Origin of the sequence: Sphingomonas pseudosanguinis, from assembly GCF_052056765.1 — a bacterium.
Classification (GTDB): Bacteria; Pseudomonadota; Alphaproteobacteria; order Sphingomonadales; family Sphingomonadaceae; genus Sphingomonas; species Sphingomonas pseudosanguinis.
This window is the reverse complement of record NZ_CP189888.1, coordinates 1329334-1355375: the sequence shown is the minus strand read 5'-3', so window position 1 is coordinate 1355375 and position 26042 is coordinate 1329334. Positions and strand designations below refer to the sequence as shown.

The 26042-nt window shown below is 66.0% G+C and carries 25 protein-coding genes; 11 read left to right on the top strand and 14 right to left on the bottom strand.

Features of this window, described 5'->3' with window-relative positions; genetic code table 11:
• Positions 1-61: 61 nt before the first annotated feature.
• Complete coding sequence (gene dnaE, locus ACQHGV_RS06155) at positions 62-3550, bottom strand: DNA polymerase III subunit alpha (protein ID WP_440979813.1); 3489 nt, start codon at positions 3548-3550, stop codon at positions 62-64.
• A gap of 105 nt (positions 3551-3655) precedes the next feature.
• On the opposite strand from dnaE, the gene ACQHGV_RS06150 reads away from it, so the two are divergent.
• Positions 3656-4222 (top strand): HdeD family acid-resistance protein, encoded by a 567-nt coding sequence (locus tag ACQHGV_RS06150; RefSeq protein WP_183950699.1) that lies wholly within the window; start codon positions 3656-3658, stop codon positions 4220-4222.
• Between the two features lie 153 nt (positions 4223-4375).
• Here the strand turns inward: ACQHGV_RS06150 and ACQHGV_RS06145 are convergent, their stop codons facing one another.
• The 5 genes from ACQHGV_RS06145 to ACQHGV_RS06125 all read right to left on the bottom strand — a co-directional run bounded on the left by ACQHGV_RS06145 (position 4376) and on the right by ACQHGV_RS06125 (position 10368).
• Entirely contained in the window at positions 4376-4855 is a 480-nt protein-coding gene (locus ACQHGV_RS06145; RefSeq protein WP_440979812.1) for a glutathione peroxidase, read from the bottom strand.
• Entirely contained in the window at positions 4852-5445 is a 594-nt protein-coding gene (locus ACQHGV_RS06140; protein WP_440979811.1) for a GNAT family N-acetyltransferase, read from the bottom strand. Before ACQHGV_RS06140 ends, ACQHGV_RS06145 begins: the two co-directional genes overlap by 4 nt.
• Positions 5442-6140, bottom strand: coding sequence for an ABC transporter ATP-binding protein (locus ACQHGV_RS06135; protein WP_440980151.1), 699 nt, complete (start codon positions 6138-6140; stop codon positions 5442-5444). Before ACQHGV_RS06135 ends, ACQHGV_RS06140 begins: the two co-directional genes overlap by 4 nt.
• A 13-nt stretch (positions 6141-6153) precedes the next feature.
• Complete coding sequence (locus ACQHGV_RS06130; protein ID WP_440979810.1) at positions 6154-7404, bottom strand: lipoprotein-releasing ABC transporter permease subunit; 1251 nt, start codon at positions 7402-7404, stop codon at positions 6154-6156.
• Positions 7405-7947: 543 nt separating this feature from the next.
• Positions 7948-10368 carry a TonB-dependent receptor gene (locus tag ACQHGV_RS06125; protein WP_440979809.1) on the bottom strand — a complete coding sequence of 807 codons (2421 nt, stop codon included), beginning with the start codon at positions 10366-10368 and terminating at the stop codon, positions 7948-7950.
• Between the two features lie 246 nt (positions 10369-10614).
• On the opposite strand from ACQHGV_RS06125, the gene ACQHGV_RS06120 reads away from it, so the two are divergent.
• Positions 10615-11091: an Hsp20 family protein gene (locus ACQHGV_RS06120; RefSeq protein WP_183950694.1), complete on the top strand. Its 477-nt coding sequence runs from the start codon at positions 10615-10617 to the stop codon at positions 11089-11091.
• 656 nt (positions 11092-11747) lie between these two features.
• Here ACQHGV_RS06120 and ACQHGV_RS06115 read toward each other — a convergent pair.
• On the bottom strand, positions 11748-13397 hold the full coding sequence (locus ACQHGV_RS06115; RefSeq protein WP_440979808.1) for a CTP synthase: 1650 nt from the start codon (positions 13395-13397) through the stop codon (positions 11748-11750).
• Positions 13398-13503: 106 nt separating this feature from the next.
• The gene (gene secG, locus ACQHGV_RS06110; protein ID WP_409792772.1) at positions 13504-13869 is read right to left on the bottom strand and encodes a preprotein translocase subunit SecG; all 366 of its coding nucleotides are present in this window, start codon (positions 13867-13869) and stop codon (positions 13504-13506) included.
• Between the two features lie 278 nt (positions 13870-14147).
• Here secG and ACQHGV_RS06105 point away from each other — a divergent pair, with 278 nt between their 5' ends.
• From ACQHGV_RS06105 to eda, 8 genes are all read left to right on the top strand, one after another.
• Positions 14148-14468, top strand: a complete 321-nt coding sequence (locus ACQHGV_RS06105) for a MarR family transcriptional regulator (protein ID WP_058732142.1) — start codon at positions 14148-14150, stop codon at positions 14466-14468.
• 25 nt (positions 14469-14493) lie between these two features.
• Complete coding sequence (locus ACQHGV_RS06100) at positions 14494-14778, top strand: SH3 domain-containing protein (protein WP_409792775.1); 285 nt, start codon at positions 14494-14496, stop codon at positions 14776-14778.
• Entirely contained in the window at positions 14775-15701 is a 927-nt protein-coding gene (gene argC, locus ACQHGV_RS06095) for an N-acetyl-gamma-glutamyl-phosphate reductase (RefSeq protein WP_440979807.1), read from the top strand. Before ACQHGV_RS06100 ends, argC begins: the two co-directional genes overlap by 4 nt.
• A 23-nt stretch (positions 15702-15724) precedes the next feature.
• Complete coding sequence (gene zwf, locus ACQHGV_RS06090; RefSeq protein ID WP_409792780.1) at positions 15725-17188, top strand: glucose-6-phosphate dehydrogenase; 1464 nt, start codon at positions 15725-15727, stop codon at positions 17186-17188.
• A gap of 102 nt (positions 17189-17290) precedes the next feature.
• A complete protein-coding gene (gene pgl, locus ACQHGV_RS06085) occupies positions 17291-18001 on the top strand; it encodes a 6-phosphogluconolactonase (RefSeq protein WP_440979806.1) in 711 nt (236 codons plus the stop codon).
• A complete protein-coding gene (gene edd, locus ACQHGV_RS06080) occupies positions 17998-19815 on the top strand; it encodes a phosphogluconate dehydratase (protein ID WP_440979805.1) in 1818 nt (605 codons plus the stop codon). The genes pgl and edd overlap by 4 nt, the downstream gene beginning before the upstream one ends.
• 22 nt (positions 19816-19837) lie before the next feature.
• Complete coding sequence (gene glk / locus ACQHGV_RS06075; protein WP_183950687.1) at positions 19838-20803, top strand: glucokinase; 966 nt, start codon at positions 19838-19840, stop codon at positions 20801-20803.
• Positions 20800-21417 (top strand): bifunctional 4-hydroxy-2-oxoglutarate aldolase/2-dehydro-3-deoxy-phosphogluconate aldolase, encoded by a 618-nt coding sequence (eda, locus tag ACQHGV_RS06070; RefSeq protein ID WP_440979804.1) that lies wholly within the window; start codon positions 20800-20802, stop codon positions 21415-21417. Before glk ends, eda begins: the two co-directional genes overlap by 4 nt.
• 44 nt (positions 21418-21461) lie before the next feature.
• Here eda and ACQHGV_RS06065 read toward each other — a convergent pair whose 3' ends face one another.
• From ACQHGV_RS06065 to ACQHGV_RS06045, 5 genes are all read right to left on the bottom strand, one after another.
• On the bottom strand, positions 21462-21635 hold the full coding sequence (locus tag ACQHGV_RS06065) for a hypothetical protein (protein ID WP_183950685.1): 174 nt from the start codon (positions 21633-21635) through the stop codon (positions 21462-21464).
• A 223-nt stretch (positions 21636-21858) separates the two neighbouring features.
• On the bottom strand, positions 21859-22266 hold the full coding sequence (locus tag ACQHGV_RS06060; protein WP_440979803.1) for a hypothetical protein: 408 nt from the start codon (positions 22264-22266) through the stop codon (positions 21859-21861).
• On the bottom strand, positions 22203-22616 hold the full coding sequence (locus ACQHGV_RS06055; protein WP_183950683.1) for a hypothetical protein: 414 nt from the start codon (positions 22614-22616) through the stop codon (positions 22203-22205). Before ACQHGV_RS06055 ends, ACQHGV_RS06060 begins: the two co-directional genes overlap by 64 nt.
• Positions 22617-22654: 38 nt before the next feature.
• Positions 22655-23002 (bottom strand): hypothetical protein, encoded by a 348-nt coding sequence (locus ACQHGV_RS06050; RefSeq protein WP_183950682.1) that lies wholly within the window; start codon positions 23000-23002, stop codon positions 22655-22657.
• A gap of 19 nt (positions 23003-23021) precedes the next feature.
• Complete coding sequence (locus tag ACQHGV_RS06045; RefSeq protein ID WP_440979802.1) at positions 23022-23552, bottom strand: helix-turn-helix domain-containing protein; 531 nt, start codon at positions 23550-23552, stop codon at positions 23022-23024.
• 161 nt (positions 23553-23713) lie between these two features.
• On the opposite strand from ACQHGV_RS06045, the gene bla reads away from it, so the two are divergent.
• Positions 23714-24589: a subclass B3 metallo-beta-lactamase gene (gene bla, locus ACQHGV_RS06040; protein WP_440979801.1), complete on the top strand. Its 876-nt coding sequence runs from the start codon at positions 23714-23716 to the stop codon at positions 24587-24589.
• A 145-nt stretch (positions 24590-24734) separates the two neighbouring features.
• Here bla and mltG read toward each other — a convergent pair whose 3' ends face one another.
• Entirely contained in the window at positions 24735-25703 is a 969-nt protein-coding gene (gene mltG / locus ACQHGV_RS06035) for an endolytic transglycosylase MltG (protein WP_440979800.1), read from the bottom strand.
• Between the last annotated feature and the right edge of the window lie 339 nt (positions 25704-26042).

Genomic DNA, 26042 nt, shown 5'->3' with positions numbered 1-26042 from the left:
CCGGATGGGGCAATCGGACCCCGGCCTTCGCCGGGGTGGTCAAACCGAACCAAGCCGCGCCTTATCCCACTAGCGCCAACCGCGCCTCCGACGACTTCATCGCCACCGCCGTCACGCCCGGCAGATCCTCGATATGGCTGGCCAGCTCGGCGTCGAGCAGGAAATTGCGGCCGAGCATCAGCAGCGTATCGCCCTCCGGCCCCGTGATCCGCGCGCGCACCTCACCCCGGCCGTTGCGCAGCGGGTCGAGCATCGCATGCAGCGCCTTGAACGCCGCCTTGTCCGCCACCGTGACCTCGACCACGAACTTCGCGGTGCTGGCGAGGCCATCGAAGGGCTGGACCCGCTTGATGCTGACACGCGGCGCCTCCTCGCCCGGCCGGCGATCGAGTTCGACGGTGACCAGCGCGCAATCGCCTTCCTTGGCCGCCTTTTCCAGATCGCCCGCGACCGAGTCGTCGAAACAGGTCGCCAGGAACTGCCCCGTCGCATCGGATAGCTGCGCCATCATATAGCGCTTGCCGCGCGCCGAGGTCCGCCAGCGGGCGTCCTCGACCAGCACCGCCATGGTCGCGCCGATCCGCGCGCCGTCATCGGGAATGATCAGCTCGGTCAGCGAGGTATAGGTCCGCGCGCCGTGCATCTTGGCGATATGCGCGTGGCGATCGACCGGATGCGCCGAGAAATAGAAGCCGAACGCCTCCTTCTCCTGCTCCATCCGCTGCGACAGGCTCCAGCGGGTGCCGGTCGGCAGCTTGATCGCGTCGCCCGCCACTTCGGTCTCGCCGAACAGCCCGCCCTGCCCGCTCGTCCGCCCCTCATGGGTGCGCGCGGCGATGGCGAGGATCGTCTCGGCAACCGCATGAACGCCCGCGCGGTTGGGCGTGATCCCATCGAACGCGCCCGCCGACGCCAGCGTTTCCAGCTGGCGCTTGTTCATCAGGCGCGGATCGACCCGCTTGGCCAGCGCATCGAGCGTGTCGAACGGGCCACCAGCGTTGCGCTCGACGACCAACCTCTCCATCGCGCCTTCGCCGACTGACTTGAGCGCGCCGAGCGCATAGCGGACGCCCAGGCCATCCTCATGCGGCTCGACATCGAATTCGGCCTGGCTGGCGTTGATGCACGGCGGCAGCATCGTCACGCCCATGCGCCGCGCGTCGTCGACGAAGATCGCCAGCTTGTCGGTCAGCGCCATGTCGTAGCACATCGACGCGGCATAGAATTCGTGCGGGTGATGCGCCTTCAGCCATGCGGTCTGATAGGCGAGCAGCGCATAGGCGGCCGCGTGGCTCTTGTTGAAGCCATAGCCGGCGAACTTGTCGATCAAGTCGAACAGCTCGTTGGCCTTTTGGGCGGGGATGCCGTTCACCTCCTGGCAGCCCTTGACGAAGATGGCGCGCTGCGCGTCCATCTCCGCCTTCACCTTCTTACCCATCGCGCGACGCAACAGGTCGGCGCCGCCCAGCGAATAGCCCGCCAGGATCTGGGCGGCCTGCATCACCTGTTCCTGATAGACGAAGATGCCGTACGTCTCGGACAAGATCTGTTCGAGCAACGGGTGCGGGTAGATGATCTCCTCGGTCCCCTGCTTGCGGCGACCGAAGCTGGGGATATTGTCCATCGGGCCCGGTCGGTACAGCGACACGAGCGCGATGATGTCGCCGAAGTTCGACGGGCGGACGGCGGACAGGGTGCGCCGCATGCCTTCCGATTCCAGCTGGAACACACCGACCGTATCACCCTTCTGGAGCAGCGCGTAAGTCGCCTCGTCATCCCATGCCAGCGCGCCGAGATCGATCTCGACCCCGCGCTTGGCGAGCAGCTGCACCGCCTTTTGCAGGACCGACAGGGTCTTGAGGCCGAGGAAGTCGAACTTGACCAGCCCCGCGCCCTCGACGAACTTCATGTCGAACTGCGTCACCGGCATGTCCGAGCGCGGATCGCGATAGAGCGGCACCAGTTGCGCTAATGGCCGGTCGCCGATCACCACACCGGCGGCGTGGGTGGAGGAGTGGCGCGGCAGGCCCTCCAGCTTGGTGGCTAGGTCGAGCAGGCGGCGGACCTGGTTGTCGTTGGCATATTCCTTCGCCAACTCGGGCACGCCGTTCAGCGCACGCTTCAGGTCCCAGGGATCAGTCGGATGGTTGGGCACCAGCTTGGCGAGGCGGTCCACTTGACCGTAGCTCATCTGGAGCACGCGGCCGGTATCCTTCAGCACCGCGCGCGCCTTAAGCTTACCGAAGGTGATGATCTGCGCCACCTGATCGCGGCCGTACTTCTCCTGGACATAGCGGATGACCTCGCCACGCCGGGTTTCGCAAAAGTCGATGTCGAAGTCGGGCATCGACACGCGTTCCGGGTTCAGGAAGCGCTCGAACAGCAGGCCCAGCTTCAACGGATCGAGGTCGGTGATGGTCAGCGCCCAGGCGACGACCGAGCCCGCGCCCGAACCACGACCCGGCCCCACGGGGATGTCGTGGTCCTTGGCCCATTTGATGAAGTCGGCGACGATCAGGAAGTAGCCGGGGAAGCCCATCTGGATGATGATGTCGACCTCGAACTTCAACCGTTCGTGATAGGCCTCGCGCCAACCGGGTTCGCCTTCGCCCTCCAACTCGGCGATACGGTCGAGTCGGGCCTCCAGACCGGCGGTCGCGTCGCGACGGAGCATCGCCGCCTCGCCCTCTCGGTCGCCCGCCAGGCTGGGGAGGATCGGCTTGCGCCACGGGGCCATTACCGCGCAACGCCGTGAGACGACCAGCGTGTTCTCGATCGCTTCCGGAAGATCGGCGAAGAGCTGCTTCATCGTCTCGGCGGGCTTCAGCCATGCCTCAGGGCAGCTTTTCGGGCGGTCGTCCATTTCGACATAGGTCGAATTGGCGATGCACAGCATGGCGTCATGCGCGTCGCGGAAGCCGCTATCGGCGAAGCAGCAGGGATTGGTCGCGACCAACGGCAGGTCGCGTTCATAGGCGAGATCGATCAAATCCTGCTCGGCCGCCATCTCGATCGCGTCGTCGCGGCGGGCGAGCTCGACATAGAGCCGGTCGCCGAAGATCGTCTGGAGCCGGTCGGCATAGGCCTTGGCGCGGTCCGGCTGGCCTTCCGCAAACAGGCGCGCGATGCCGCCCTCGCCACCCGCGGTCAGCGCGATCAGGCCGGTGCTGAACTTTTCCAGCACGTCGAACCCGACATGCGCGGCCAGTTCGATCGGCCGCTCCAGATGCGCCGCCGATACCAGCGCGCACAGATTGTCGTAGCCGGTCATGTCCTGCGCATAGAGCGCGACCCAGTCGACGACCGCGCCGACATTGTCGGGCATGTCGGGGCGCGCAATGCCAAGCATCGTGCCGATGATCGGCTGCACCCCCGCCTTCTTCGCGGCGTCCGAAAAGGCCATCGCGGCATAGAGGCCGTTGCGGTCGGTCAGGCCAGCGGCGGGAAAGGCATTGGCCTTGGCTTGCGCCGCAATCGCCTTAGGATCGATCGCGCCGTCGAGCATCGTGAAGGAGGAAAAGATGCGAAGCGGCACATATCCGGAATGCATCGCCCACCCCTACCCGCTTGCGCGTGATTCGACCAGCGCGGAACCCGCCCCCCACCAATCCGTTACGGTGACAGAAGGACTTGATCCAGATTGGGGCGAGAGACGATGACCGACACCGACCGTTCCTTTGCCACCGCGCTGCGGCCCGGTGCGGGCTGGGGCTGGATACTGGCCTATGGCGTCCTGTCGGCGCTGCTCGGCCTTGCGGCGTTCGTGTTTCCCGTGCCCGCCACGCTGGCCGCGACCTTGGTCGTGGGGGCGTTCCTGATCGCCTCCGGCCTCGTGTCGGTGGGGGCCGGGATTTTCGGCAAGGGGCATGAAGGGCGCGGCTATGCGATCGGCTTTGGTCTGGTCACGCTGATCATCGGTCTGATCATGGCGTTCGAGCCGGCGACGGGCGCGATCTCGATCACCATTCTGGTCGCGGTATGGCTGGGGCTGCGCGGCGCGCTGGAGATCGGTCTGGGCGCGAAGATGCGGCGGCGACGCGGGTGGATGATCGCGATGGGGGTGCTGAACATCATCCTGGCGCTGTTTGTGCTGGCCACCCTGCCGTGGAGCGCGATGACGCTGCCGGGCTATATCGTCGGGATCAGCTTCCTGTTCGGCGGCATCACGGCCATCGCCTCGGCACTGGATCATAAAAAGGGTGCCAGCGCGTTTTCGATGTGAGGGTGGCACTTGGCCTTCGACTTCGCTCAGGCTGAACGGGTGTTGGGCATAAATCGTCCACTCCGTTCACGCTGAGCGAAGTCGAAGCGCACGCCGGCACATCCGCCAAGAACACCGACTTCCTCTCGCCTTTCGAATGAACGGAGGCTGCCCTTAAAGCAGCCCCTCAATGTCCTTGACCAAATCCTCCGGCTTGGTCGTGGGCGCATAGCGATCCACCACCTTGCCATCGCGATCGATCAGGAACTTGGTGAAATTCCACTTGATCGCCTTGGTGCCCAGCACGCCCGGTGCCTGCCCCTTCAGCCACGCGAACAGCGGATCGGCATCGTCGCCGTTGACGTCGATCTTCGCCATCACCGGGAAGCTGACATCATAGGTCAGCGAGCAGAAGTTCGCGATCTCCGCCGCATCGCCCGGCTCCTGCGCGCCGAACTGGTTGCAGGGGAAACCCAGCACGGTCAGCCCCCGCCCTTCATAACGACGATGAAGCGCTTCCAACCCCTCATATTGCGGCGTGAAGCCGCATTTCGACGCGGTGTTGACGATCAGCAGCACCCGCCCCGTAAAGGTCGACATGTCGACGGCCGCGCCGTCCGCCGCCTTGACGGTGAAATCCGCGATACCGCTCATGCATGCTTCCCCAGCAGATAATCGAGATTGGCGCGCACGCCCGGCCATTCGCGGTCGATGATCGAATAGACGACGCTGTCACGGATGCGCCCGTCGGCCATCATCTGATGCCCGCGCAGCACACCATCCTTTTTCGCGCCCAGCCGCTCGATCGCCGTCTGGCTGCGCTTGTTGAGCGCATCGGTGCGGATCTGGATCACCTGACACTCCATCACCTCGAAGGCATGGGCGAGCAGCATCCGCTTCGCCTCGGTATTGACGCCGGTCCGCTGCACGCGCGTGGCGTAGAAGGTGCCGCCGATCTCCAGCCGGCGATGCTGCGGCGACATCCGCATATAGCGTGTCGTGCCGACAATCTCGCCCGCCGGCGTCTCGACCGTGAAGAGCAGCGCGCGGCCCACGTCGCGCTCTTTCAGCGCCGCCGCCAGCCAGCGCTCGGGCGTCTTCATCATCGAGACATTGGCGTAGAAGATGTTCCAGAGATCACCCTCGCGCGCGACCTCGACCAGCGACGGCAGGTCGGCCTCGACGAACGGGCGCAGACGGACATGGCGACCCGTCAGGGTCGGCGTCTCCGTCCAGGCGGTCACTGCAACCGCCCCTCGTGCAGCCGGACCACACGGTCCATCTTCAGCGCCAGCCGCTCGTTATGCGTCGCGATCAGCGCCGCCGAGCCTTCGCCGCGCACCAGCCGCAGGAACTCGGCCAGCACCACCTCGGAGGTATGCTCGTCCAGATTGCCGGTCGGTTCGTCGGCCAGCACCAAAGGCGGCTGGTTCGCGAGCGCGCGCGCCACCGCCACGCGTTGCTGCTCGCCGCCCGACAATTGGCTGGGGCGATGGGTCAGACGATGGCCTAGGCCCAAGGCGGTCAGCAGGCCCTTGGCGCGCGTCTCGGCGGCGACGGGCATCTTGCCCTGTACGAGCTGCGGCAACACGACATTCTCGGTCGCGTTAAAGTCGGGCAGCAAATGGTGAAACTGATAGACGAAGCCCAGATAGTCGCGCCGCGCCACGGTGCGACCATGCGCGTCGAGCTTCGACACCTCCTCGCCCGCGATGCGGATCGATCCCGAAAAGCCGCCCTCCAACAGGCCGACCGCCTGCAGCAGCGTCGACTTGCCCGAGCCGGAGGGACCGAGAAGCGCCACGATCTCGCCCGGCGCGATCGCCAGCTCGACGCCGCGCAGTACCTCGATCGTCTGGCCGCCCTGGGTGAAGCTGCGCGACAGGCCCACCGTCTCCAGCACCGGCTCGGCGGCGCGCGGCGCGATGGCGCCGCCCATGCGGATGATCGGATCATTCATAGCGCAGCACCTGAACCGGGTCCGTGCTCGCCGCCTTCCAGGCGGGGTAGAGCGTGGCGAGGAAGGAGAAGACCAGCGCCATCGCCGCGATGACGACGATCTCGACGGGGTCGGGCTTGGAGGGCAACTCGGTCAGATAGCGGATCGACGGGTCCCAGAGATTCTGGCCCGTGACGAACTGGACGAAATTCACCACCGCCTGGCGGTAGAACAGGAACACCGCGCCCAGCACCAATCCCGCGACCGTGCCCAGCGCGCCGATGGTCGTGCCCACCGTCATGAAGATACGCATCAGCCCGCCGCGCGTCGCGCCCATGGTGCGCAGGATGGCGATGTCGCGCGTCTTGGCACGGACCAGCATGATCAGCGACGACAGGATGTTGAACACCGCGACCAGGATGATGATCGACAGCACGGTGAACATCGCCACCCGCTCGACCGCGAGCGCCTCAAACAATTGCGCGTTCATCGTCCGCCAGTCGGCGATCACTGCGCGCCCGCCCAGCTTGTCGGCGAGCGGCGCCAGGATCTGCCCGACCCGGTCCGCGTCGGTCGTCTGTATCTCGACCATGCCGACCGTGTCGCCCATCAGGAGCAGCGTCTGCGCATCCTCGATCGGCATGATGACATAGGCCTTGTCATAGTCGTACACCCCGATCTCGAAGATCGCGCCGACCGTATAGCTGACGATGCGCGGCACCGTGCCGAAGGGCGTGGTCTGCCCCTGCGGGCTGATCAGCGAAATCTCCGAGCCGACGCTCGCGCCCAGCGCCTCGGCTAGGCGGCTACCGATCGCGATCCGGCCGCTGCCGGGCGTCACGCTCATCAGGCTGCCCATGATGACCTTGGAGCGGATCGCCGAGTTGCCGCGCATGTCGCCGACGCGCATGCCGCGCACCAGCACCGCCTCGACCCGGCCGTTATAGCTGGACATCAGCGGCTGCTCGATCATCGGCACCGCGCTGGTGACGCCCGGCGTCGCCTTGGCCTCGCGCACGATGTCGCGCCAGTCGGGCAGGCGACCGCCCGCCCCCTGCACCACCGCATGGCCGTTCAACCCGACGATCTTGTCGAAGAGCTCGGCGCGGAAGCCGTTCATCACGCTCATGACGATGACGAGCGCGGCGACGCCCAGCATGACCGCGACCAGACTGATCGACGCGACGAGGAAGATGAACGCTTCCCCCTTGCCCGGCAGCAGATAGCGCCGGGCGATCATCCGTTCATAGCGAGACAGGATCATGCAAGTCCGATCGATCCATGGGAAACCTAAAGCAGAAGCGGCTGTAGGGGCGGCTCCCCATGCTGGCAATGCCACCCCCCAGTCGCAGAGCCAAACCGGCCAAGCCCCCGATTGTTGCAGGCCGGACACACTTCGACTTCAATCGTAGCAGCGATGCCGCAAGGGGATGGCAAAAGCCGCAGCGCTGACGTACCACAATCTCACTGAGACACAGGCAGCAACGGCCGTGGTTCGGGGATTGCTCCAACGCTCACCCAACGAGGTTGATGCGGGAGCGGGAAAAGGGGGCTGACGAGCGATCGTCACGCAGGCGCCCGGATCGGAAACGGTCCGGGCGTTTGGCATTATGGCAACAGCACCTTCGACGTCACCGCGAAAAGCCGCCGAGACCGGCGAGGGAACAGGGAGCTTCCAGACTGCCGTTCCCAGGTGCCGGCCCGGCGCCCGTACGGGACCTTTGCTATAGCAGATCAAGATGAACGGAATCTGGACGGCGGAGGAATTCGACTCGAATTTCCCCCGCGCGCCCTCGGTCGGCTCCGATCAGAAGGATTTGGAGATGGTCACGCCGTACGTACGCGGATCGCCCGGCTGGCCGACGATCAGGCCGGTCGAGCCCGACTGGGTGGCCAGCACCTCATAGTAATCATGGTCGAACAGGTTGCGGACCCAGGCGAAGGCGTTGAAATTGCCCGGCGCCTTGAAGCCCGCACGCAGGTTGGACAGGCTGTAGCCGTCGATATCGGTATAGGCGGAGCGCGACGGGTTGGACGAGAATTTCGAGCGATAGCTGCCGTCATAGCCCAGATAGAATTGCCCCTCGACGCCACCAACGGTGGCCGGCAGGTCATATTCTGCGCCATAGGAAAAGGCCCAGCGCGAGACGCCGGGCAGCCACTGGCCCGAGATATTGCAATAGGGCAGCGAATTGCCCGGCGTCCCGGCGGCGGCCGGCGTGCCCACGATCTGGCCGTTCAAGACCGGCAGCGCGGTGCCGCCCGACAGTTCGGGGGGGCATGGCGCATTGGTGAAGCGGGTGTAGCGCGCGTCAGTAAAGGCGCCATTGGCGTAGATATTGAAGCGGCTGGTTGGACGGAAGGCCGAGTCGATCTCGATCCCGCGCGTCCGCACGCGGCCCGCATTGGCGAGGTAACCGCGCAGCACGTTGACCTGCAGGTTGTTCACCGTCGCCTGATAATCGCTGATTTCGGTCCAGAAGCCGGCGATGTTCACCGTCGCGCGCCGGTCGGCGAACTGGGTCTTCAGCCCCAGCTCGAAATGATTGACCTTTTCGGGGCGCACCGTCTGCGTCGCCAGGATCGGATTGCTCTGGGCATCGAGCGGCAGGCCCGATAGGTTGATGCCGCCCGACTTATAGCTGCGCGCATAGGTGGCGTAGTAATGGACGTTGGGATTGAATTCATAGGCGACGGTCAGGTCGCCCGACAGGTTCCAGTTGGTGAAGGACGGCGTGTAGCTTTGCGGCGACAGCACGCCGCGCTGATCGCTGGTCAGCGTGCTGGAGCCCGCGCCGTTGGTCACGGTCGACAGATAGTTGCCGTCCTTGCGATCATAGTTCAGCCGCAGGCCGGGCGCGACCGACAAACGATCGTCGACATGCCAGGTCAGCTTGCCGAACAGCGCCGCCGAGGTGTTGGTGAAGCCGATCGTGTTGCGCGACGTCAGGCCGTTGAGCGTCGCCGGATTGCGTCCGCCGGCGCTCGCCGGGTTGAGCAGGAAGGCGCTCGCCGCCGGTCCCTGAACCTGCAACCCCTGCGTGTCGATCGACTGCCAGAAGTAGAAGGCGCCGAGCACATAATCGAGCGTCCGCTTGCCGTTCGAGGCGATGCGAAGCTCTTGCGTCACCTGGCTCTGCTGCGACGGATTGGCCGAGACGGTGGTGATCGGCAGGCCGATGAAATCGCGGTCGTTCGACGGGTCCCAATGCCAAAAGCGCCATGCCGACACGCTGGTCAGCGTCGCTTCACCGACATCCCAGTTGGCGACCAGCGACAGCCCGCCCAGTTCCTGCTTGGCGCGCAGATCAGTATCGACATCGGTCAGCCGGTCGAAGGCGTTGGTCGAGGGCACGCTATAGCCCTGCGCGGCGGCGAGCCGGGGATATTGCCGATCGAGCGGCCGCTGCGTCGCGCCCACCCGCGCATAATATTGGACGCAGCAATTGGGGTTCTGCCGCGCATAATCGCCCGACAGGGTCAGGTCGAGCGTTGGCGTCGCGTGCCACAGGAACTGGCTGCGCAGCGACAGATTGTCTTGCGAATTCTGCCATTCCTGCTGGCGGGTATTGTAGATGGTGCCCCGCCGCGTCGTGATCGAGGTCGACAGCCGCACCGCCACCTTGTCATCGACCAGTGGGCCGGACACCGACGCCTTGCCCTGGAAGAAGTCGTAATTCCCCGCGCTCAGCTCGACCCGCGCCTCGGGCGTGAAGCTGGGCGCGCGGGTGATGATGTTGATCGCGCCCGCCGTGGTGTTCTTGCCATAGAGTGTGCCCTGCGGCCCGCGCAGCACCTCGATCCGCTCGGTATCGGTGAAGTCAAACGTCGCCGAGGCGATGCGGCTGTAATAGACCTGGTCGACATAGATGCCGACGCCCTGCTCGATCCCGTCATTGGTGAGGCCGAAGGGCGCACCCAGCCCGCGGATATTCGCCGCCGAATTGCGCGGGTTGGTCGAATAGAATTGCAGCGTCGGCTGGATCTGGGTCAACCGGTTGACATTGTACGTCCCCGTCTCGGCCAATGCGATGCCGCCGATCACCGACATGGCGATGGGGACGGTCTGGATCGTCTCGGCACGACGGCGGGCGGTGACGACCACATCCCCTCCCCCCTGCTGCGCGGTGCCCAGCCGCCCCTCGGCCTGGGGAGGCGCGGGGTCCTCCTGCGGAGGCACGGCCGGCGTCGTTTGGGCGGCAAGGATCAGTGCGAGGGTCAAGGACATGGAAGCTCCCTTTCTTATTTCATCTCCCATTCACACATCGATTTGATAGGTATTCAATCCACAGACGGCTTGGCGGGACCGAAGTTTTGCTTTTCGATCCTGCGTGGCCCTTGAAGCCATGTTTACATGAACCATATCGGTTCTCGTACGGTGCCGATGACGGGCCGTACGGATGGGCAAGGCCCCGGCTCATGTGCAGGCGGGGCGGCCGATCCTCTTCAATTCGCTTCTGATGGAGGTTTTGACATGCGTATCGATCTGACCCCGTATCGCCGCTCGACCATCGGCTTCGACCGGCTGTTTGACCTGCTGGAGGCCAATTCGCGCGGCGCTTCGGCGGAAAACTATCCCCCCTTCAACCTCGAGCGTCTGGCGGACGACCGCTACCGCATCACCCTGGCGGTGGCAGGCTTTGCCCGTGACGAGATCGAGATCACCGCGCAGCAGAACATGCTGCTCGTCACTGGCAAGAAGGATGACAAGGCCAACGCGCCCAACTTCCTGCATGTTGGCATCGCCAATCGCTCGTTCGAGCGACGCTTCGAACTGGCGGACTTCGTGTTCGTCGAGGATGCGCGCCTGAACGACGGCCTGCTCGTCATCGACCTCGTCCGCGAGGTGCCCGAGGCGATGAAGCCCAAGACGATCGCGATCAAGACGGGCCAGCCGCTCGCGGCGGTGGAGCATCACGCCGGTGAGGCCGACGCGGCCAAGGCGGCGTAAACCACTCGGCGTCTTTCCCTCCCTGAAGACGTCGCGGGGCGTCCGGACCGACGGGTCCGGGCGCCTTCTGTTTTTTGTCGGCCTTCTCTACTTCACCATTCCGGCTGAGTGTTGTCGAAGCCCAAGCCCTGCCATCCGCCAAGCGGGCAGAGGTTTTCCCGTGGCCTTCGACTTCGCTCAGGCTGAACGGGGGGCGGGAATTTTGCGACGGGTGATCATCGCCAAAACGCCGACACCACCCCGTACCGCCGTTCAGGCTGAGCGCAGGCGAAGCCCACACCCCGCCATCCGCCAAGCGGGCAGGTTTTCCCGTGGCCTTCGACTTCGCTCAGGCAGAACGGAGGGTGGAGATTTTTGCGACGTGTGATCATCGCCAAAGCGCCGACACCACCCCGCACCGCCGTTCAGGCTGAGCGCAGTCGAAGCCCACGCCCAGACATCCGCCAAGCGGGTAGGTTTTCCCGTGGCCTTCGACTTCGCTCAGGCGGAACGGAGGGTGGGGGTTCTACGACGGGTGATCATCGCCAAAGCATCGACACCATCCCCCACCGCCGTTCAGGCCGAGCGCAGTCGAAGCCCACGCCCCACCACCCGCCAAGCAAACAACATGGCCCCAACGAAAAACCCCGCCTCCATCGGGATGCGGGGTTTTCAGATCAAACCAGCCGGCTCTGCTTCACCGCCGCTTCGACGAAGCTGGCGAAGAGCGGATGCGGGTCGAAGGGTTTGGACTTCAACTCCGGGTGGAACTGCACGCCGACGAACCAGGGATGGTCGGGCCGCTCGACGATTTCGGGCAGCGTGCCGTCGGGCGACATGCCGCTGAACACCAGGCCGCCCTGCTCCAGCGCGTCCTTATAGGCGGTGTTCACCTCATAGCGGTGACGGTGCCGCTCGGAGATGTCCTCCGAGCCATAGATCGACGCGACGACGCTGTTGCCCGCCAGCTTGGCCTGATAGGCGCCCAGCCGCATCGTGCCGCCGAGGTCGCCGCTCGCCTCGCGCTTTTCCAGGCCGTCGCGGCCCATCCATTCGGTGATGAGGCCGACGACCGGCTCCGAGGTCGGACCGAACTCGGTCGACGACGCGTCGGCAATGCCCGCCAGATCGCGTGCGCCTTCGACGCAGGCCATCTGCATGCCGAAGCAGATGCCGAAATAGGGCACCCGGCGTTCGCGCGCGAAGCGCACCGCCGCGATCTTGCCCGCCGCGCCGCGCTCGCCGAACGCGCCGGGGACGAGGATGGCGTGGCACGGCTCAAGCTGCTGCGCGACCTCGCTCTCGTCGCCCTCGAACAGCTCGGCGTCGATCCAGCGGATATGGACCTTCACCTTGTTGGCGATGCCGCCATGGACCAGCGCTTCGTTGAGCGACTTATAGGCGTCCTGCAGGCCGACATATTTGCCGACCACGCCGATCGTCACTTCGCCTTCCGGATTGGTCAGGCGGTCGACGATCTCAGTCCAGCGCGACAGGTTCGGCGCGCCCGCCGGCTCGATCCCGAATGCGCGCAGCACTTCCGAATCGAGACCCTCGGCATGATATTGCAGCGGCACCGCATAGATGCTCGATGCGTCGAGCGCCGGAATGACGGCGGACGGCGGCACGTTGCAGAACAGCGCGATCTTGGCGCGGTCCGAGGCCGGCAGCGGATGCTCGCAGCGGCAGACCAGCACGTCGGGCGACACGCCGAGCGCCGCGATCTCGCGCACCGAATGCTGGGTCGGCTTGGTCTTCAGCTCGCCCGCCGCCGCGATATAGGGCACCAGCGTGACGTGGATGCTGATCGACTGGCCACGACCCAGCTCGTTCTTGAGCTGACGGATCGCCTCGATGAAGGGCAGCGATTCGATGTCGCCGACCGTGCCGCCAATCTCGCAGAGGACGAAGTCGAGGTCCTCGCCATTCTCGTCGACCGTATCGGCCCGCGCGAACGCCTTGATCGCGTCGGTGACGTGCGGGATCACCTGGACGGTCGCGCCCAGATAGTCGCCGCGCCGCTCGCGCTCGATGATCGTCTTGTAGATCCGGCCCGAGGTGACGTTGTCCGACTGGCGCGAGGCCACGCCGGTGAAGCGTTCATAGTGGCCGAGGTCGAGGTCGGTCTCGGCCCCGTCGTCGGTCACATAGACCTCGCCATGCTGATACGGGCTCATCGTGCCCGGATCGACGTTGAGATAGGGATCGAACTTGCGGATGCGCACGCGGTAACCGCGTGCCTGCAGAAGAGCCGCAAGAGAGGCCGCCATGAGGCCCTTGCCGAGCGACGAAACCACGCCGCCGGTGATGAAGATATACCGCGCCATGGGAAGAATCGCCTAGCTTGGATGGGGTGGATACGACAACAGCAAAGATGCGCGCCGCCGGAAATTGTCGGCGGCGCGTCGGCCTATGCTGCGATGGAAACGAGGTTTAGCGGGCGAGCGGAACCGCCGAATTGTCGGCCGGCTGGGTCGCGGGCGCCGCACCGGTGGGAACCGGGGCGGGCGCGGGCTGGGTGATCGGCGCCTGGGTCGCGGGCGTACGGGCCAGCGAGGTGTCGATCGCGGGCGCGCCGCGCGTCGCGGCCAGGACCGCGAGCAGGATCGAGAAGCCGACGAATGCGGTCGCCAGTACCGCGGTCGCCCGGCTGAGGAAATCCGCGGCACCCCGTGCCGACATCAGGCCCGACGGGCTGCCGCCCATGCCCAGACCGCCGCCTTCCGACCGCTGCATGAGGATCACCGTGACCAGAGTCGCGGCGATGATGGCGTGGATGACGAGCAGGAATGCGAACATGAGGCGCGTATGATCCCGATGAAAGGGTGTGCGAAAGCGCGCACATAGGCGAGGCGCGGGCCGCGATCAACCATGCGTAGGGAACGGGGCCATGATCGAGGCGCCAAATGGTTCCCCGAATGCCGCATTTTAAGATGTTGCGGAGCGGGGAACAGGAGTGGAAACCAGCACGAACAAAGGGCGTTATGACATCGAAACAACGCCCGGCAAAGCCCGGCACAGCCATTGGAATCGCCATCGTGTCCCACCCACACGAACCGCAGTCGCTGTTGGCCTGGATGAGCGCCCTGGTCGATTATGTCCGCTCGGGTGAACCCGACCTGACCAATCGCCAGATGGCCCTGCTGCTCGTCGTCTATCTTCGTCCCGGCCCTCATACGGTGCGCGGTTTGGCGCGCGCCTTGAACGTCTCGAAACCTGTCGTTACCCGCGCCTTGAATAGATTGGGAACGCTGGGCTATCTGCGCCGCCAACGCGACGATAGCGACAAGCGCAACATCTTTGTCGCCAGGACACCTGAAGGGGCGGACTTTCTTGAAGAATTCGGACATTTCATCGGCGCTGGCGACGCCCCCGCCCTCCAGCGGGCCAGCGCGTAAGAGCTTCGCACTGCAGGGGCGCACGGTGCGCCTCGACCCGCGCACCAATGCGGTGCGCCCCGATCTGGCGGACGTGCGGCTGGCTGAATACGTATTCGCGCCGCATTACGCCGCCCCCCTCTCCTATCGCACCAACGCCCCCGCTACGCTGCGCGAAGGGCGTCGCCTGGATTCGGCGGTGCTCGCCGAACTGAAGGCCGGTGAGGCCTTTGAAGTGCTGGAACTGGCGGGTGGCCACGCCTGGGGCATCGCACCGCTGCTCGGGCTGGTCGGCTATTGCGACGCGGCATTGCTGGAGAAGGTGCAGTGACGAAGACGGTGTTCATCGATGGCGGCGCCGGCACCACGGGGCTGGAGATCGCCGACCGGCTGTCGGGTCGCGCCGACCTCTCGATCGTCACCCTGCCCGATGACCGCCGCAAGGATGCCGAAGCGCGGCGCGAGGCGATCAACGACGCCGATTTCGTAATTCTCTGCCTGCCGGACGATGCCGCGCGCGAGGCCGTTTCGCTGATCGGCAACGACCGGACGCGGGTCGTCGACGCCTCGACCGCGCACCGCACCACGCAAGGCTGGGTCTATGGCCTGGCGGAACTGGAGCCGGAGCAGCAGGACCGGATCGCGTCGGCGCGCTTCGTCTCGAACCCCGGTTGCTATCCCACCGGCTTCCTCGCACTCGTCCGGCCGCTGGTGCGCGCCGGCATCATCCCCGCCGATTGGCCGGTGTCCGTCAACGCCGCCTCGGGCTATTCGGGCGGCGGCAAGGCGATGCTCGCCGAATATGAGACCGCCAAGGAACGCGCCTTCCGCCCCTATGGCCTCACCCTCGCGCACAAGCATGCGCCAGAGATGCAGGCGCATTCGGGTCTGACCCATGCCCCGATCTTTGCGCCCGCCGTGGTCGACACCTATCGCGGCATGGTCGTCGAGGTGCCCCTGCCCCTCTACGCCCTGCCCGGCGCGCCCTCGCTCGACCGTATCGCCGACGCGCTGGCCGAGGCCTATGCCGACAGCCGCATCGTCCGCTTTTCGGCCGATGCCGTAGCGGCGGTGAACATCGAGGAAAATGCCGGAACCGACCGGATGACCTTGCGCGTCTGCGGCAATGCGGCCACGGGTCAGGCGCGACTGATCGCCACGCTCGACAATCTGGGCAAGGGTGCCGGGGGTGCGGCGGTCCAGAATCTGAACATCATGGCCGGGCTTGATCCGACCGCCGGCCTGGTCCTTTAAGCTCCGTTTTCGAAGGAGACGTCATGACGCGCAATCCCGTAGGCAAGCTGCTGCTGTTCGGCGCGACCGGCGATTTGTCGCAGCGCATGTTGCTGCCCTCGCTGTTCAACCTCCATGCCGATGGCCTGTTGCCAGAAGGGCTGACCATCACTGGTACGGCGCGGTCGGATCATGACGATGCCAGCTTCCGCGAATTCGCCGCGCACGCGCTCGACACCTTCCTGCCCGAGGATCGCAAGAAGCCCGAATGGATCGACGGCTTCCTGCAGCGCCTGCAATATCAGTCGCTCGACGCCTCCTCGACCGAGGGCTTCCCGGCGCTGGCAGAGAAGGTCGGCGACGTGTCGAATGGCCTCGCCATCTATCTGTCGACCGCGCCCAGCCTGTTCGAGTCCACCATCAAGGGCCTCGAATCGGTCGGCCTGGCGGGAGAGACGGTGCGGATCGGGCTGGAAAAGCCGCTCGGCTACGACCTCGCCTCCTCCAAGGAGATCAACGACGCGGTCGCGTTCGGCTTCCCCGAGGAGCGGACCTTCCGCATCGACCATTATCTGGGCAAGGAAACCGTCCAGAACATCCTGGCGCTGCGCTTCGGCAATTTCTTCTTCGAGCCGATCTGGAACGCGCATGGCATCGACAACGTCCAGATCACCATCGCCGAGACGGTCGGTCTGGAGGATCGCGCGGGCTATTACGAGGGCGCCGGTGCGCTGCGCGACATGGTGCAGAACCATATCCTGCAACTGCTCGCGCTCATCGCGATGGAGCCGCCGGCCCGCTATGACGGCACCGCGATCCGCGACGAAAAGGCCAAGGTCTTCCGCTCGCTGCGCCTGATGACGCCCGAGGAAGTCCCGCACAACACCGTCACCGGTCAATATGCGGACGGCGCGGTGGGCGGCAAGATCGTCGGTTCCTATGCCGACGAGCTCGGCAAGCCCTCCAAGACCGAGACCTTCGTCGCGATCAAGGCGCATGTCGACAATTGGCGCTGGCAGGGCGTGCCCTTCTATCTGCGCACCGGCAAGCGCATGGCCGCACGCCGTTCGGAAATCGCGATCCAGTTCAAGCCCGTGCCGCACTCGATGTTCGCCGGACGCGGCGGGCTGCTCCAGCCCAACACGCTGGTCATCCGTTTGCAGCCGGAGGAATATATCCAGCTGCTGGTGATGGCCAAGGAGCCGGGCCTCGACCGTGACGGCATCCGCCTGCGCGAGGTGCCGCTGAACCTGTCGCTCGACGCCGAGTTCGCCGGCACCCGCCGCCGTATCGCCTATGAGCGGTTGCTGCTCGACCTGATCGAGGGTGACCAGACCCTGTTCGTCCGCCGCGATGAGGTGGAGGCGCAATGGACCTGGATCGACGCGATCCGCGCCGGCTGGGACGCCAATGACGTCAAGCCCAAGACCTATCCGAGCGGCAGCTGGGGTCCGTCCGCCGCGATCGCGCTGACCGAGCGCGACGGCGTGACCTGGCAGGACGATTGACCGATTCCGGCTTCGTAATGAAGCCGGGCCTTATTCGCGCGATCTCGGCCCGCTCGCATGGCGGGCCGGTTACCGCGCTTAGATATTCGGGGTACGAGCATAATGACCGACGAAATCGAATGGTGGGATTACGAGGACACCACCGAGATGGCGAACGCGCTGGCGGGCGACATCCAGTTCATCATCGAAAGCGCGATCGAGGCGCGCGGCGCGGCGGTGATCGCGCTGTCGGGCGGCAAGACGCCGATCCCGGTCTATGAGAAACTGGCCCAGGCCAAGCTCGACTGGAAGCGCGTGACCATCGTCCCCGCCGACGAGCGTATCGTGCCGCTGGGCGATCCGCTGTCCAACGTGACGATGATCGGCAAGATCTTCCTGCCCAAGGGCGCGCGCGTCATGCCGATAGTGCCGCAGGCGACCTCGGACTATAAGGCGGCTGGCCGCTCGGCCGATGCGCTGATGCAGGAACTCCACTGGCCGCTCGACCTGGTGCTGCTGGGCATGGGCACCGACGGCCACACGGCCTCGATCTTCCCGGGCCCGGATTATGACGAAGCGCTCAACGGCCCGAAGGAACGCCGCGCTTTGGGCCTGATGCCCGATCCCCTGCCCCCCGAAGCGCCGGTCGCACGCGTGACGCTCAGCCGGGCGGGCATCGTCTCGGCCCGTTCGATCATGTTCGCCATCTCCGGCCCCGCCAAGAAGAAGGTCCTTGAGGACGCGATCAAGGAAGGCGCCTCCTCCCCCTATCCGGTCGGCCGCGTGCTGGCCGAGGTCGAACTGCCGATCGACATCCACTGGAGCGTGCAATGAGCCTCAACGCCGCCGTCTCTGCCGTCACCGACCGGGTCATCGAACGCTCGCGTCCGGGCCGTCAGGCCTATCTCGACCTGATCGCGCATGAGGCCGAAACGGCGGTGCGCCGCCCCAATCTGGGCTGCGCCAACCTCGCCCATGCCTATGCCGGGACCGAGGAAGACCGCGACGCCATGAAGGCGGATCGCGGCATGAATATCGGCATCGTGTCGGCCTATAACGACATGCTGTCGGCGCACGCCGTCTATTATCGCTACCCCGAACTCATGAAGGTCTGGGCGCGCGAAGTCGGCGCGACCGCGCAGGTGGCGGGCGGCGTGCCCGCCATGTGCGACGGCGTGACGCAAGGCTATGCGGGCATGGAGCTGTCGCTGTTCAGCCGCGACACCATCGCGCTATCCACGGCGGTCGCGCTGAGCCACGGTACCTTCGAGGGGGCGGCACTGCTCGGCATCTGCGACAAGATCGTGCCGGGCCTGCTGATGGGCGCGCTGCGCTTCGGCCATCTGCCGATGATTCTGGTGCCGGGCGGCCCGATGCCTACGGGGTTGCCCAACAAGCAGAAGGCCGCCGTTCGCGAAGCCTTTGCCGAGGGCAAGGCGGGGCGCGAGGAACTGCTCGACGCCGAGATCGCCGCCTATCATTCCAAGGGTACCTGCACCTTCTACGGCACCGCCAACACCAACCAGATGATGATGGAGGTGATGGGCCTGCACATGCCGGGGGCCGCCTTCGTCAATCCGGGCACCAAGCTGCGCCAGGAACTCAGCCGCGCTGCCGTCCACCGGCTGGCTGCGATCGGCCAGCGCGGCGACGATTACCGGCCGCTCGGGCGCTGCGTCGATGAAAAGGCGATCGTCAACGCGGCGGTCGGCCTGCTCGCGACCGGCGGCTCGACCAATCACCTGATCCACCTGCCCGCCATCGCACGCGCGGCGGGGATCATCATCGACTGGGAGGATATGGACCGCCTCTCGGCCGCCGTGCCGCTGATCGCGCGGGTCTATCCCAACGGCTCGGCCGATGTGAACGGGTTCGAGGCGGCGGGCGGCATGCCCTATGTCATTCGCGAACTGCTGTCCGCCGGGCTGCTCCACCGCGACATCCTGACGGTCGCGGGCAAGGACCTGTCCGATTACGGCCAGACGGCGGTGATCGCCGAGGACAAGCTCGCGTGGACCCCGGTCGGCGACAGCGGTGACGAGACGATCCTGCGCCCCGCCGCCGCGCCCTTCTCGGCCGATGGCGGGATGCGCATCCTGTCGGGCAATCTCGGCCGCGCCTGCATCAAGGTGTCGGCGGTCGATCGCGAACGCTGGATTATCGAGGCGCCCGCCCGCGTCTTCTCCGACCAGTCCGAAGTGCAGGCTGCGTTCAAGGCGGGCGAACTGGAACGCGACGTGGTCGTCGTGGTCCGCTTCCAGGGCCCCAAGGCCAATGGCATGCCCGAGCTGCACAAGCTGACCCCGCCGCTGGGCGTGCTCCAGAACCGGGGCTTCAAGGTCGCGCTCGTCACCGATGGCCGCATGTCGGGCGCCAGCGGCAAGGTCCCTTGCGCCATCCATCTTAGCCCCGAGGCAATCGGCGGCGGCGCGATTGGCCTGATCCGCGACGGCGACATCGTTCGCCTCGATGCGGTCGAGGGGACGCTCAACGCGCTGGTCGACCCGGCCGAATGGGCCGCGCGCCAGCAGGCCGAAACGCCTGCTCCGGTGCAGGGCATGGGTCGCGAGTTGTTCGCGCTGTTCCGCCAGGCCGCCGACGAAGCCGAGAAGGGCGCTTCGCCCATTCTCGCGGGCGCTGGCCTGTAAAAAGACAAAGGGGGAGGACATCATGGAAATCGTAGCCGTCGATATCGGTGGCACCCACGCCCGCTTCGCGATCGCCGAGGTCGAGAATGGGCGTGTGGTGAAGCTGGGCGAACCCTGCACCCAGAAGACCGCCGAGCACGCCTCGCTCCAGACCGCCTGGCAGGCGTTCGAGGCGCATCTGGGTCGCCCGCTGCCCAAGGCGGCCTCGCTAGCCATCGCCTCGCCGATCACCGGCGACGTGATCCGCATGACCAACAACCCCTGGGTCATCCGCCCCTCGCTGATCCCGGAACGGCTGGGCGCTGACGTCTACACCGTCATCAACGATTTCGGCGCGGTCGGCCATGCGGTCGCGCAGGTGCCGCAGGAGGACTTCCTCCACATCTGCGGCCCCGAGGAGCCGATGCCCGAACACGGCGTCGTCACCGTCTGCGGCCCCGGCACGGGTCTTGGCGTCGCGCAGGTGCTGATGACGCCCAACCGCTATCACGTCATCGAGACCGAGGGCGGGCATATGGACTATGCCCCGCTCGACGGGATCGAGGATGCGATCCTGAAGCGCCTGCGCCGCACCTATACCCGTGTGTCGTGCGAGCGGATCTGCTCGGGCCCCGGCATCGTCGCCATCTATGAGACGCTGGCCTCGCTGGAGGGTCGCGCGGTGCCCAGCCGCGACGATCGCGAAATCTGGACCGAGGCGCTGGAGGGCACCGACTCGATCGCGCTTGCCGCGCTGGACCGTTTCTGTCTCGCGCTCGGCGCGGTGGCGGGCGACTTCGCGCTGGCGCAGGGGGCCAAGACCGTCGTGATCGCGGGTGGCCTCGGCTACCGGATCAAGGACAAGCTGCTGCGTTCGGGCTTCGACCAGCGCTTCGTCGCCAAAGGCCGCTTCCAGTCGCTGATGGCGCGCATCCCCGTCAAGCTCATCACCCATCCCCAGCCCGGCCTGTTCGGCGCGGCCGCGGCCTTTGCCCAGGAGCATTCATGACCGACATCGCCACCATCATGCACACCAGCGCGGTCATCCCCGTGCTGGTCATCGACGACGCCGCCACCGCCCGTCCGCTCGCCGAAGCGCTGGTCGCGGGCGGTCTGAAGGTGCTGGAGGTGACGCTGCGCACCCCCGCCGCGCTGGAGGCCATGGCCGAGATGAAGAAGGTCCCCGGCGCGATCGTCGGTGCGGGCACCGTCGTCAACGAACGGCAGCTGCGCGACGTGGCGGATGCGGGTGCGGAATTCATCGTCTCGCCGGGCCTGACCGATCGGCTCGGTGCGGCAGTCGTGGAAAGCGGCATCCCTTATCTGCCCGGCATCGCCAATGCGGGCGACATCATGCGCGGGCTGGACCTGGGCCTGACGCACTTCAAGTTCTTCCCGGCCGAGACGAGCGGCGGGCTGAAGGCGCTCAAGGCGCTCGCCGCGCCCTTCTATCAGGCACGCTTCTGCCCGACCGGCGGCATCACCGAAGCCAGCGCCCCCGACTGGCTGGCGTTCGACCGCGTGCTGTGCGTCGGCGGCAGCTGGGTGACGGGCGGTTCGATGGCCGATGTGGAGGCCAAGGCCCGCGCGGCCTCGGCGCTGCGCCCCCAGATCGCGGGCTGATCAAGCTATAGCGGGGGCGTGGCGCCAGGCCATGCCCCCCATTCTCAGCTTTGCAGGCCGACCAATGCGGCGGCGCTGGCAGGGGGTATGCCCTGCCCGGTCAATTCCACCAGCGCCGCATCCAGCCAGATGGCGACACTCGCGGCCCCCATTTCATCCGCCGTCAGCAGCGCGTTCATGATCAGGTCGCGCAAGGTCTGGTGTTGATCGTTCGTCACCCCCGCATCCTAGAGCGGGTGGCGCCACGATCCTAGGGCAGATCGACATTCACTTCATTCCTCCCCTGGAAGGGGAGGTGGCAGGCCGCAGGCCTGACGGAGGGGTGTCCCGGCCTGCGAGGTCGATCAAACATCGCAAGCGGTGACACCCCTCCACCATGCTGCGCATGGTCCCCCTCCCCTTGCAGGGGAGGAATTGAGGGGGACTGAATGTCGATCCGCCCTAGTCCTGTGTCGCGGCGGCGAGTGCCGCGCTCGTCTCACGCGCCCAATCGCGAACCCTTGCCCAACTGCCATCGCTCAGCACCAGGAAGTTGCGACGGCGATCGGTCGAGTCGCTCAGGCGGATCACCAGCCCCTCGTCCACCAGCCGGTTGATCCAGCGCAGACCCGTCGTTTGCGCGGTGCGGGTCGCGACCGAGGCGCTGCTGACCGACAGGCGCTTGCCCTTGGCTTCGGTGACGAACAGGTCGACCATCATGTCCCAGGCCGGATCGCCCATCAGCCCTGCGGGAAACATCCGGCGACGCGCATCCTGCGCCTTCAGATAGACTTCGAGCCATGCGGTCAGGCGATGGGTTTCCGCGCCGCCCGATCGAGCGCGATCCCAACCACCATCGATCCCAGACACGGGATCGCCCAGACCGTGCCCAGCGCGTAATAGATTCTCGGCACGAATTGCGGGACGAACGCCACGGCACAATGGCTGATCGTTGTCAGCATCTGCGCGGCGGCCATCCAGATCGGCCAATAGGAGCGACTGCCCGCCATCAACGCCATGAGCGCCGCCAACAGCCCGGCGTCGATCGCCACCGCCATCGGATGCATGCTGGCGTAGGACGGATGCACCAGATCGTCCACGGCTGTCAGCATGACGGCCAGCATTATGAAGCCCGCGGCCCATCGGCCATCCCTTCCACCAAAAAGGCCCGCATAGATCAGGCTGAATATCGTCAGGACGAGAAAGGTGACCTGCACCATGAGCTATCGATCACCTTTCTCATGCCATGATTGCGCGGTCAGGCGACGATGCGCAGCGGCGGGGTTTCCTGGGCATAGTCCAGCGGGTTGTTCGGGCCGGGGCAACCGAAACCGGTCTCGGCGATGTTGCTGCGCCGCTGGATACCCGTCAGCATCGCCGTCGCCGCCGTCATGCCGCCCCGCGCCGCGACGATGTCGCCCTGGCTCTTGTGGAACACGGACAGGATGCGCTGGCTTTCCTTGGCGGTCACACCGGCATCGGCCACGGCGTTGAGGAACGAGATGGTCAAGGTCGCGGTGCTGCGCAGCGCGTCGTCGAGCTGACGAAAGGCGGACTGGGTATCGCGGGCGACGGCAGCGGCATCATTCGGATCAAGCGTAACCATGGGGCCTCCACAAGGGGCCTCAGCGAAGTGTCCGCAAGGCCCCAATGAAAATGAGCGTCAAACTCGCCACGACGACGACCATGAAACAGGCGGCGCGCAGCATCTCTCGGATACGGTCGACGAGCATCAGTTCGTTTTGGACGCCCCCGACCGGCGGTGGCCTGAGCAATGCGACGATTGCCCGACCGATCCGCCGTGGCCGATTTCCGCGATCGGACGGGGGTTTGGGAAGGCCTTCCAATTCGGATACGAATCGTTCGGATAGGTCGAAAACAGCGGAATCTTCCTCGGGATCGCGGTTCCCGGCGGAGTTTTCGGCCTCGACGGGCGCGGCGACGGGTCGGCCATCGGTCGCCTCGAACTCCACCAGCATCCTGGCCGCCTCGCGCCGATCGCGGGTGCCCAGCTGGATCATGGCCTGTCGGATATAGGTGTCGATCGAAGCGGGGGCCAATTGGACGATCGGTGCGATCTCCTTCGTCCGCAGTCCCCGATGCACGAGGCGCAAACAGGCTTTCTGCTGTTCGCTCAATCCCAAAATCTTGTCCAAGTTCGCTCCCTCGCTCGAGGTTGCAATATCATTCTTCGCTTATGGTTAAACGACCCGATGTGGATTTATCCGTCTGGAATTCTTCCGCAATGGCCCGCAACGGGAATGCTATGCGCCGCCGGCGTCTTGGCGCATGAGGATCGACAGGAGGAACCCCGCCCATGTTCGCGCAGCCCATAGCCCCCTGGTTGATCGCCCCCTGGCTGATCGCCCTCGCCGCCCCAGCCATCCCGCAAGCCGCCGATCCGCTGACCCGGCCGATCGTCACCGACCACGCCGCCGAATGGCTGTCCCCGCGCCCGCCGGTGCGGGTGTTCGGCAAGACCTATCTGGTCGGGTTCGGCGGCCTGAACGTCGCGCTGATCGATACGGGCAAGGGCCTGATCCTGATTGACGGCGCGCTGCCCCAGGGAGCCCCTGCGATCCTCGCCAATGTCCGCAAACTGGGCTTCGCACCGCGCGACATAAAATACATCCTCAGCACCGAGCCGCATTTCGATCATGCCGGCGGCCTGGCCGCGCTGGCGCGCGATACCGGCGCGACGGTGATCGCGAGCGCGCGCGGGGCGGAGGGGTTGCGTACCGGGCGGCTGGCGGCGGACGATCCGCAGATCGGCTATGACAGCCGCTTTCCGGCGGTCCGCGCGGTGCGGGTCGTCCGCGACGGCGAACGCATCACGCTGGGCGATACCAGCGTCATCGCACGCGCGACGCCCGGCCATACGATGGGCAGCATGAGTTGGAACTGGCGCGCCTGCGAAGGCCAGCGGTGCAACGCGATCGTCTTCGCCGCCAGCCTCAACCCGGTGTCGACCGACGATTATCGCTTCTCCGCACCGGCCAACACGGCGGTGGTCGCGGCCTTCGCACGCGGTCAGGCGGCGATGCGCGCCCTGCCCTGCGACATCCTGATCACCGCCCATGCCGATCAGGACGGCGCGACCAGCCGGTTCCTGACGGCGCCCGGCGCCTGCCGGACCTATGCCGCCTCTTCGCAGCGGAAACTCGCCCAGCGGCTCGCCAGCGAGCGACGCTAGACCGCATCCATTTCTCCCCTGCAAGGGAAGGGGTGGATGCGGTCGTTGGGTGAGGCCCCATCTACCGAGCGATGACACCCCTCCTTCAGGCCTTCGGCCTGCCACCTCCCCTTACAGGGGAGGAACAGGAAGGAGTCCTCAGCCCCTACATCTCGCCGCGCTGGCGGCGGATCGCATACCATTTCTGCACATTGGCATTATGCTCGGGCAGCGTGTCGGCGAAGACATGGCCACCCGATCCGTCCGCGACGAAATACAGCGCCTTGCTGTCCGCCGGGTCGAGCACCGCATCGATCGAGGCGCGGCCCGGATTGGCGATCGGCCCGACCGGCAGGCCGGGGCTGGCATAGGTGTTGTAGCCATTCTTGGCGTGCAGTTCCGACCGCAGGATACGGCGGCCGAGCGGGCGGCCCTTGGTGATCGGATAGATGACGGTCGGATCGGCCTGAAGCGGCATGCCGATGCGAAGGCGATTGCCATAGACCGCCGCCACGGTCCGCCGCTCGGACGGCTTGCCCGTTTCCTTCTCGACGATCGAGGCCAGGATGATCGCCTGCTCGGGCGAGGTGACCGCGATGCCGGGCTTCCGCTTCGCCCAGGCCTTCGTGAGATAGTCCTTCATCGCCTTTTGCATCCGCGCCACCACCGAGGCGCGGGTGTCACCCTTCTGATAGGCATAGCTGTCGGGCAGGACCGATCCTTCGGCGGGGACGGGCACATCGCCGGTCAGGCCATCGGCGCGCATCAGTGCGTCATGGACCAGCACCGACGGATAGCCCTCGGGCACGGGGACCAGCCGCTGGCGAACCTTGCCCTCCTGCAACAGGGTCAGGACGTCGGACGCGCTGGCATGTTCGGGAATGGCATATTCGCCCGCCTTGATCGCACCGCCATCGCCGAACAGCCGGGCATAGAGGCGGAAGCGGCCGGCTGAGCGGATCGCACCCGCCTTTTGCAGTTCGTTGGCGGCACGGGCGAGGCTGGCGCCTTCGGGCACGACGACCGCGAGCGGCTTGGCCGCCGGGCCGCTACCTGCCCAGTCATGCGCGACCCAGGCGAAGACGGCGATGCCGATCAGCCCCAGCAGCAACCCGATACAGCCGACCTTGCGCATATCTCACCCGGTTTTTGACTAGGGCGCATGGGCCCGGACAGGAAACAACCCCGGCACCGATCCGGGTCTGCTTGCTTGTTTGGCCGATGACGTGAGCCGAACCATTTTGCAAGCGGACCCGGACGGTGCCGGGGTTGTCATTCAATAAGCCCACTCTCCGTTCGCACTGAGCGACATCGAAGTGCACGCCCTAAACTCACCCCGCATCCCGTGGCCTTCGACTTCGGCGCTACGCGCCGAAGTTTATCCTGAGCGGCTGGCTTGCCAGCCAGCCGAAGGGCTCAGGCCGAACGGCGGGCAGGATGTGGGCGTAGCGTAGAAACGGGGGCGACCCACCAC

Excerpts from the sequence above, each read along its gene's own strand:
- dnaE (WP_440979813.1), bottom strand. The coding sequence starts at position 3,550 with ATGCATTCCGGATATGTGCCGCTTCGCATCTTTTCCTCCTTCACGATG.
- ACQHGV_RS06150 (WP_183950699.1), top strand. The coding sequence starts at position 3,656 with ATGACCGACACCGACCGTTCCTTTGCCACCGCGCTGCGGCCCGGTGCG.
- ACQHGV_RS06145 (WP_440979812.1), bottom strand. The coding sequence starts at position 4,855 with ATGAGCGGTATCGCGGATTTCACCGTCAAGGCGGCGGACGGCGCGGCC.
- ACQHGV_RS06135 (WP_440980151.1), bottom strand. The coding sequence starts at position 6,140 with ATGGGCGGCGCCATCGCGCCGCGCGCCGCCGAGCCGGTGCTGGAGACG.
- ACQHGV_RS06130 (WP_440979810.1), bottom strand. The coding sequence starts at position 7,404 with ATGATCCTGTCTCGCTATGAACGGATGATCGCCCGGCGCTATCTGCTG.
- ACQHGV_RS06125 (WP_440979809.1), bottom strand. The coding sequence starts at position 10,368 with ATGTCCTTGACCCTCGCACTGATCCTTGCCGCCCAAACGACGCCGGCC.
- ACQHGV_RS06120 (WP_183950694.1), top strand. The coding sequence starts at position 10,615 with ATGCGTATCGATCTGACCCCGTATCGCCGCTCGACCATCGGCTTCGAC.
- ACQHGV_RS06115 (WP_440979808.1), bottom strand. The coding sequence starts at position 13,397 with ATGGCGCGGTATATCTTCATCACCGGCGGCGTGGTTTCGTCGCTCGGC.
- secG (WP_409792772.1), bottom strand. The coding sequence starts at position 13,869 with ATGTTCGCATTCCTGCTCGTCATCCACGCCATCATCGCCGCGACTCTG.
- ACQHGV_RS06105 (WP_058732142.1), top strand. The coding sequence starts at position 14,148 with ATGAGCGCCCTGGTCGATTATGTCCGCTCGGGTGAACCCGACCTGACC.
- zwf (WP_409792780.1), top strand. The coding sequence starts at position 15,725 with ATGACGCGCAATCCCGTAGGCAAGCTGCTGCTGTTCGGCGCGACCGGC.
- pgl (WP_440979806.1), top strand. The coding sequence starts at position 17,291 with ATGACCGACGAAATCGAATGGTGGGATTACGAGGACACCACCGAGATG.
- edd (WP_440979805.1), top strand. The coding sequence starts at position 17,998 with ATGAGCCTCAACGCCGCCGTCTCTGCCGTCACCGACCGGGTCATCGAA.
- glk (WP_183950687.1), top strand. The coding sequence starts at position 19,838 with ATGGAAATCGTAGCCGTCGATATCGGTGGCACCCACGCCCGCTTCGCG.
- eda (WP_440979804.1), top strand. The coding sequence starts at position 20,800 with ATGACCGACATCGCCACCATCATGCACACCAGCGCGGTCATCCCCGTG.
- ACQHGV_RS06055 (WP_183950683.1), bottom strand. The coding sequence starts at position 22,616 with ATGGTGCAGGTCACCTTTCTCGTCCTGACGATATTCAGCCTGATCTAT.
- ACQHGV_RS06050 (WP_183950682.1), bottom strand. The coding sequence starts at position 23,002 with ATGGTTACGCTTGATCCGAATGATGCCGCTGCCGTCGCCCGCGATACC.
- bla (WP_440979801.1), top strand. The coding sequence starts at position 23,714 with ATGTTCGCGCAGCCCATAGCCCCCTGGTTGATCGCCCCCTGGCTGATC.
- mltG (WP_440979800.1), bottom strand. The coding sequence starts at position 25,703 with ATGCGCAAGGTCGGCTGTATCGGGTTGCTGCTGGGGCTGATCGGCATC.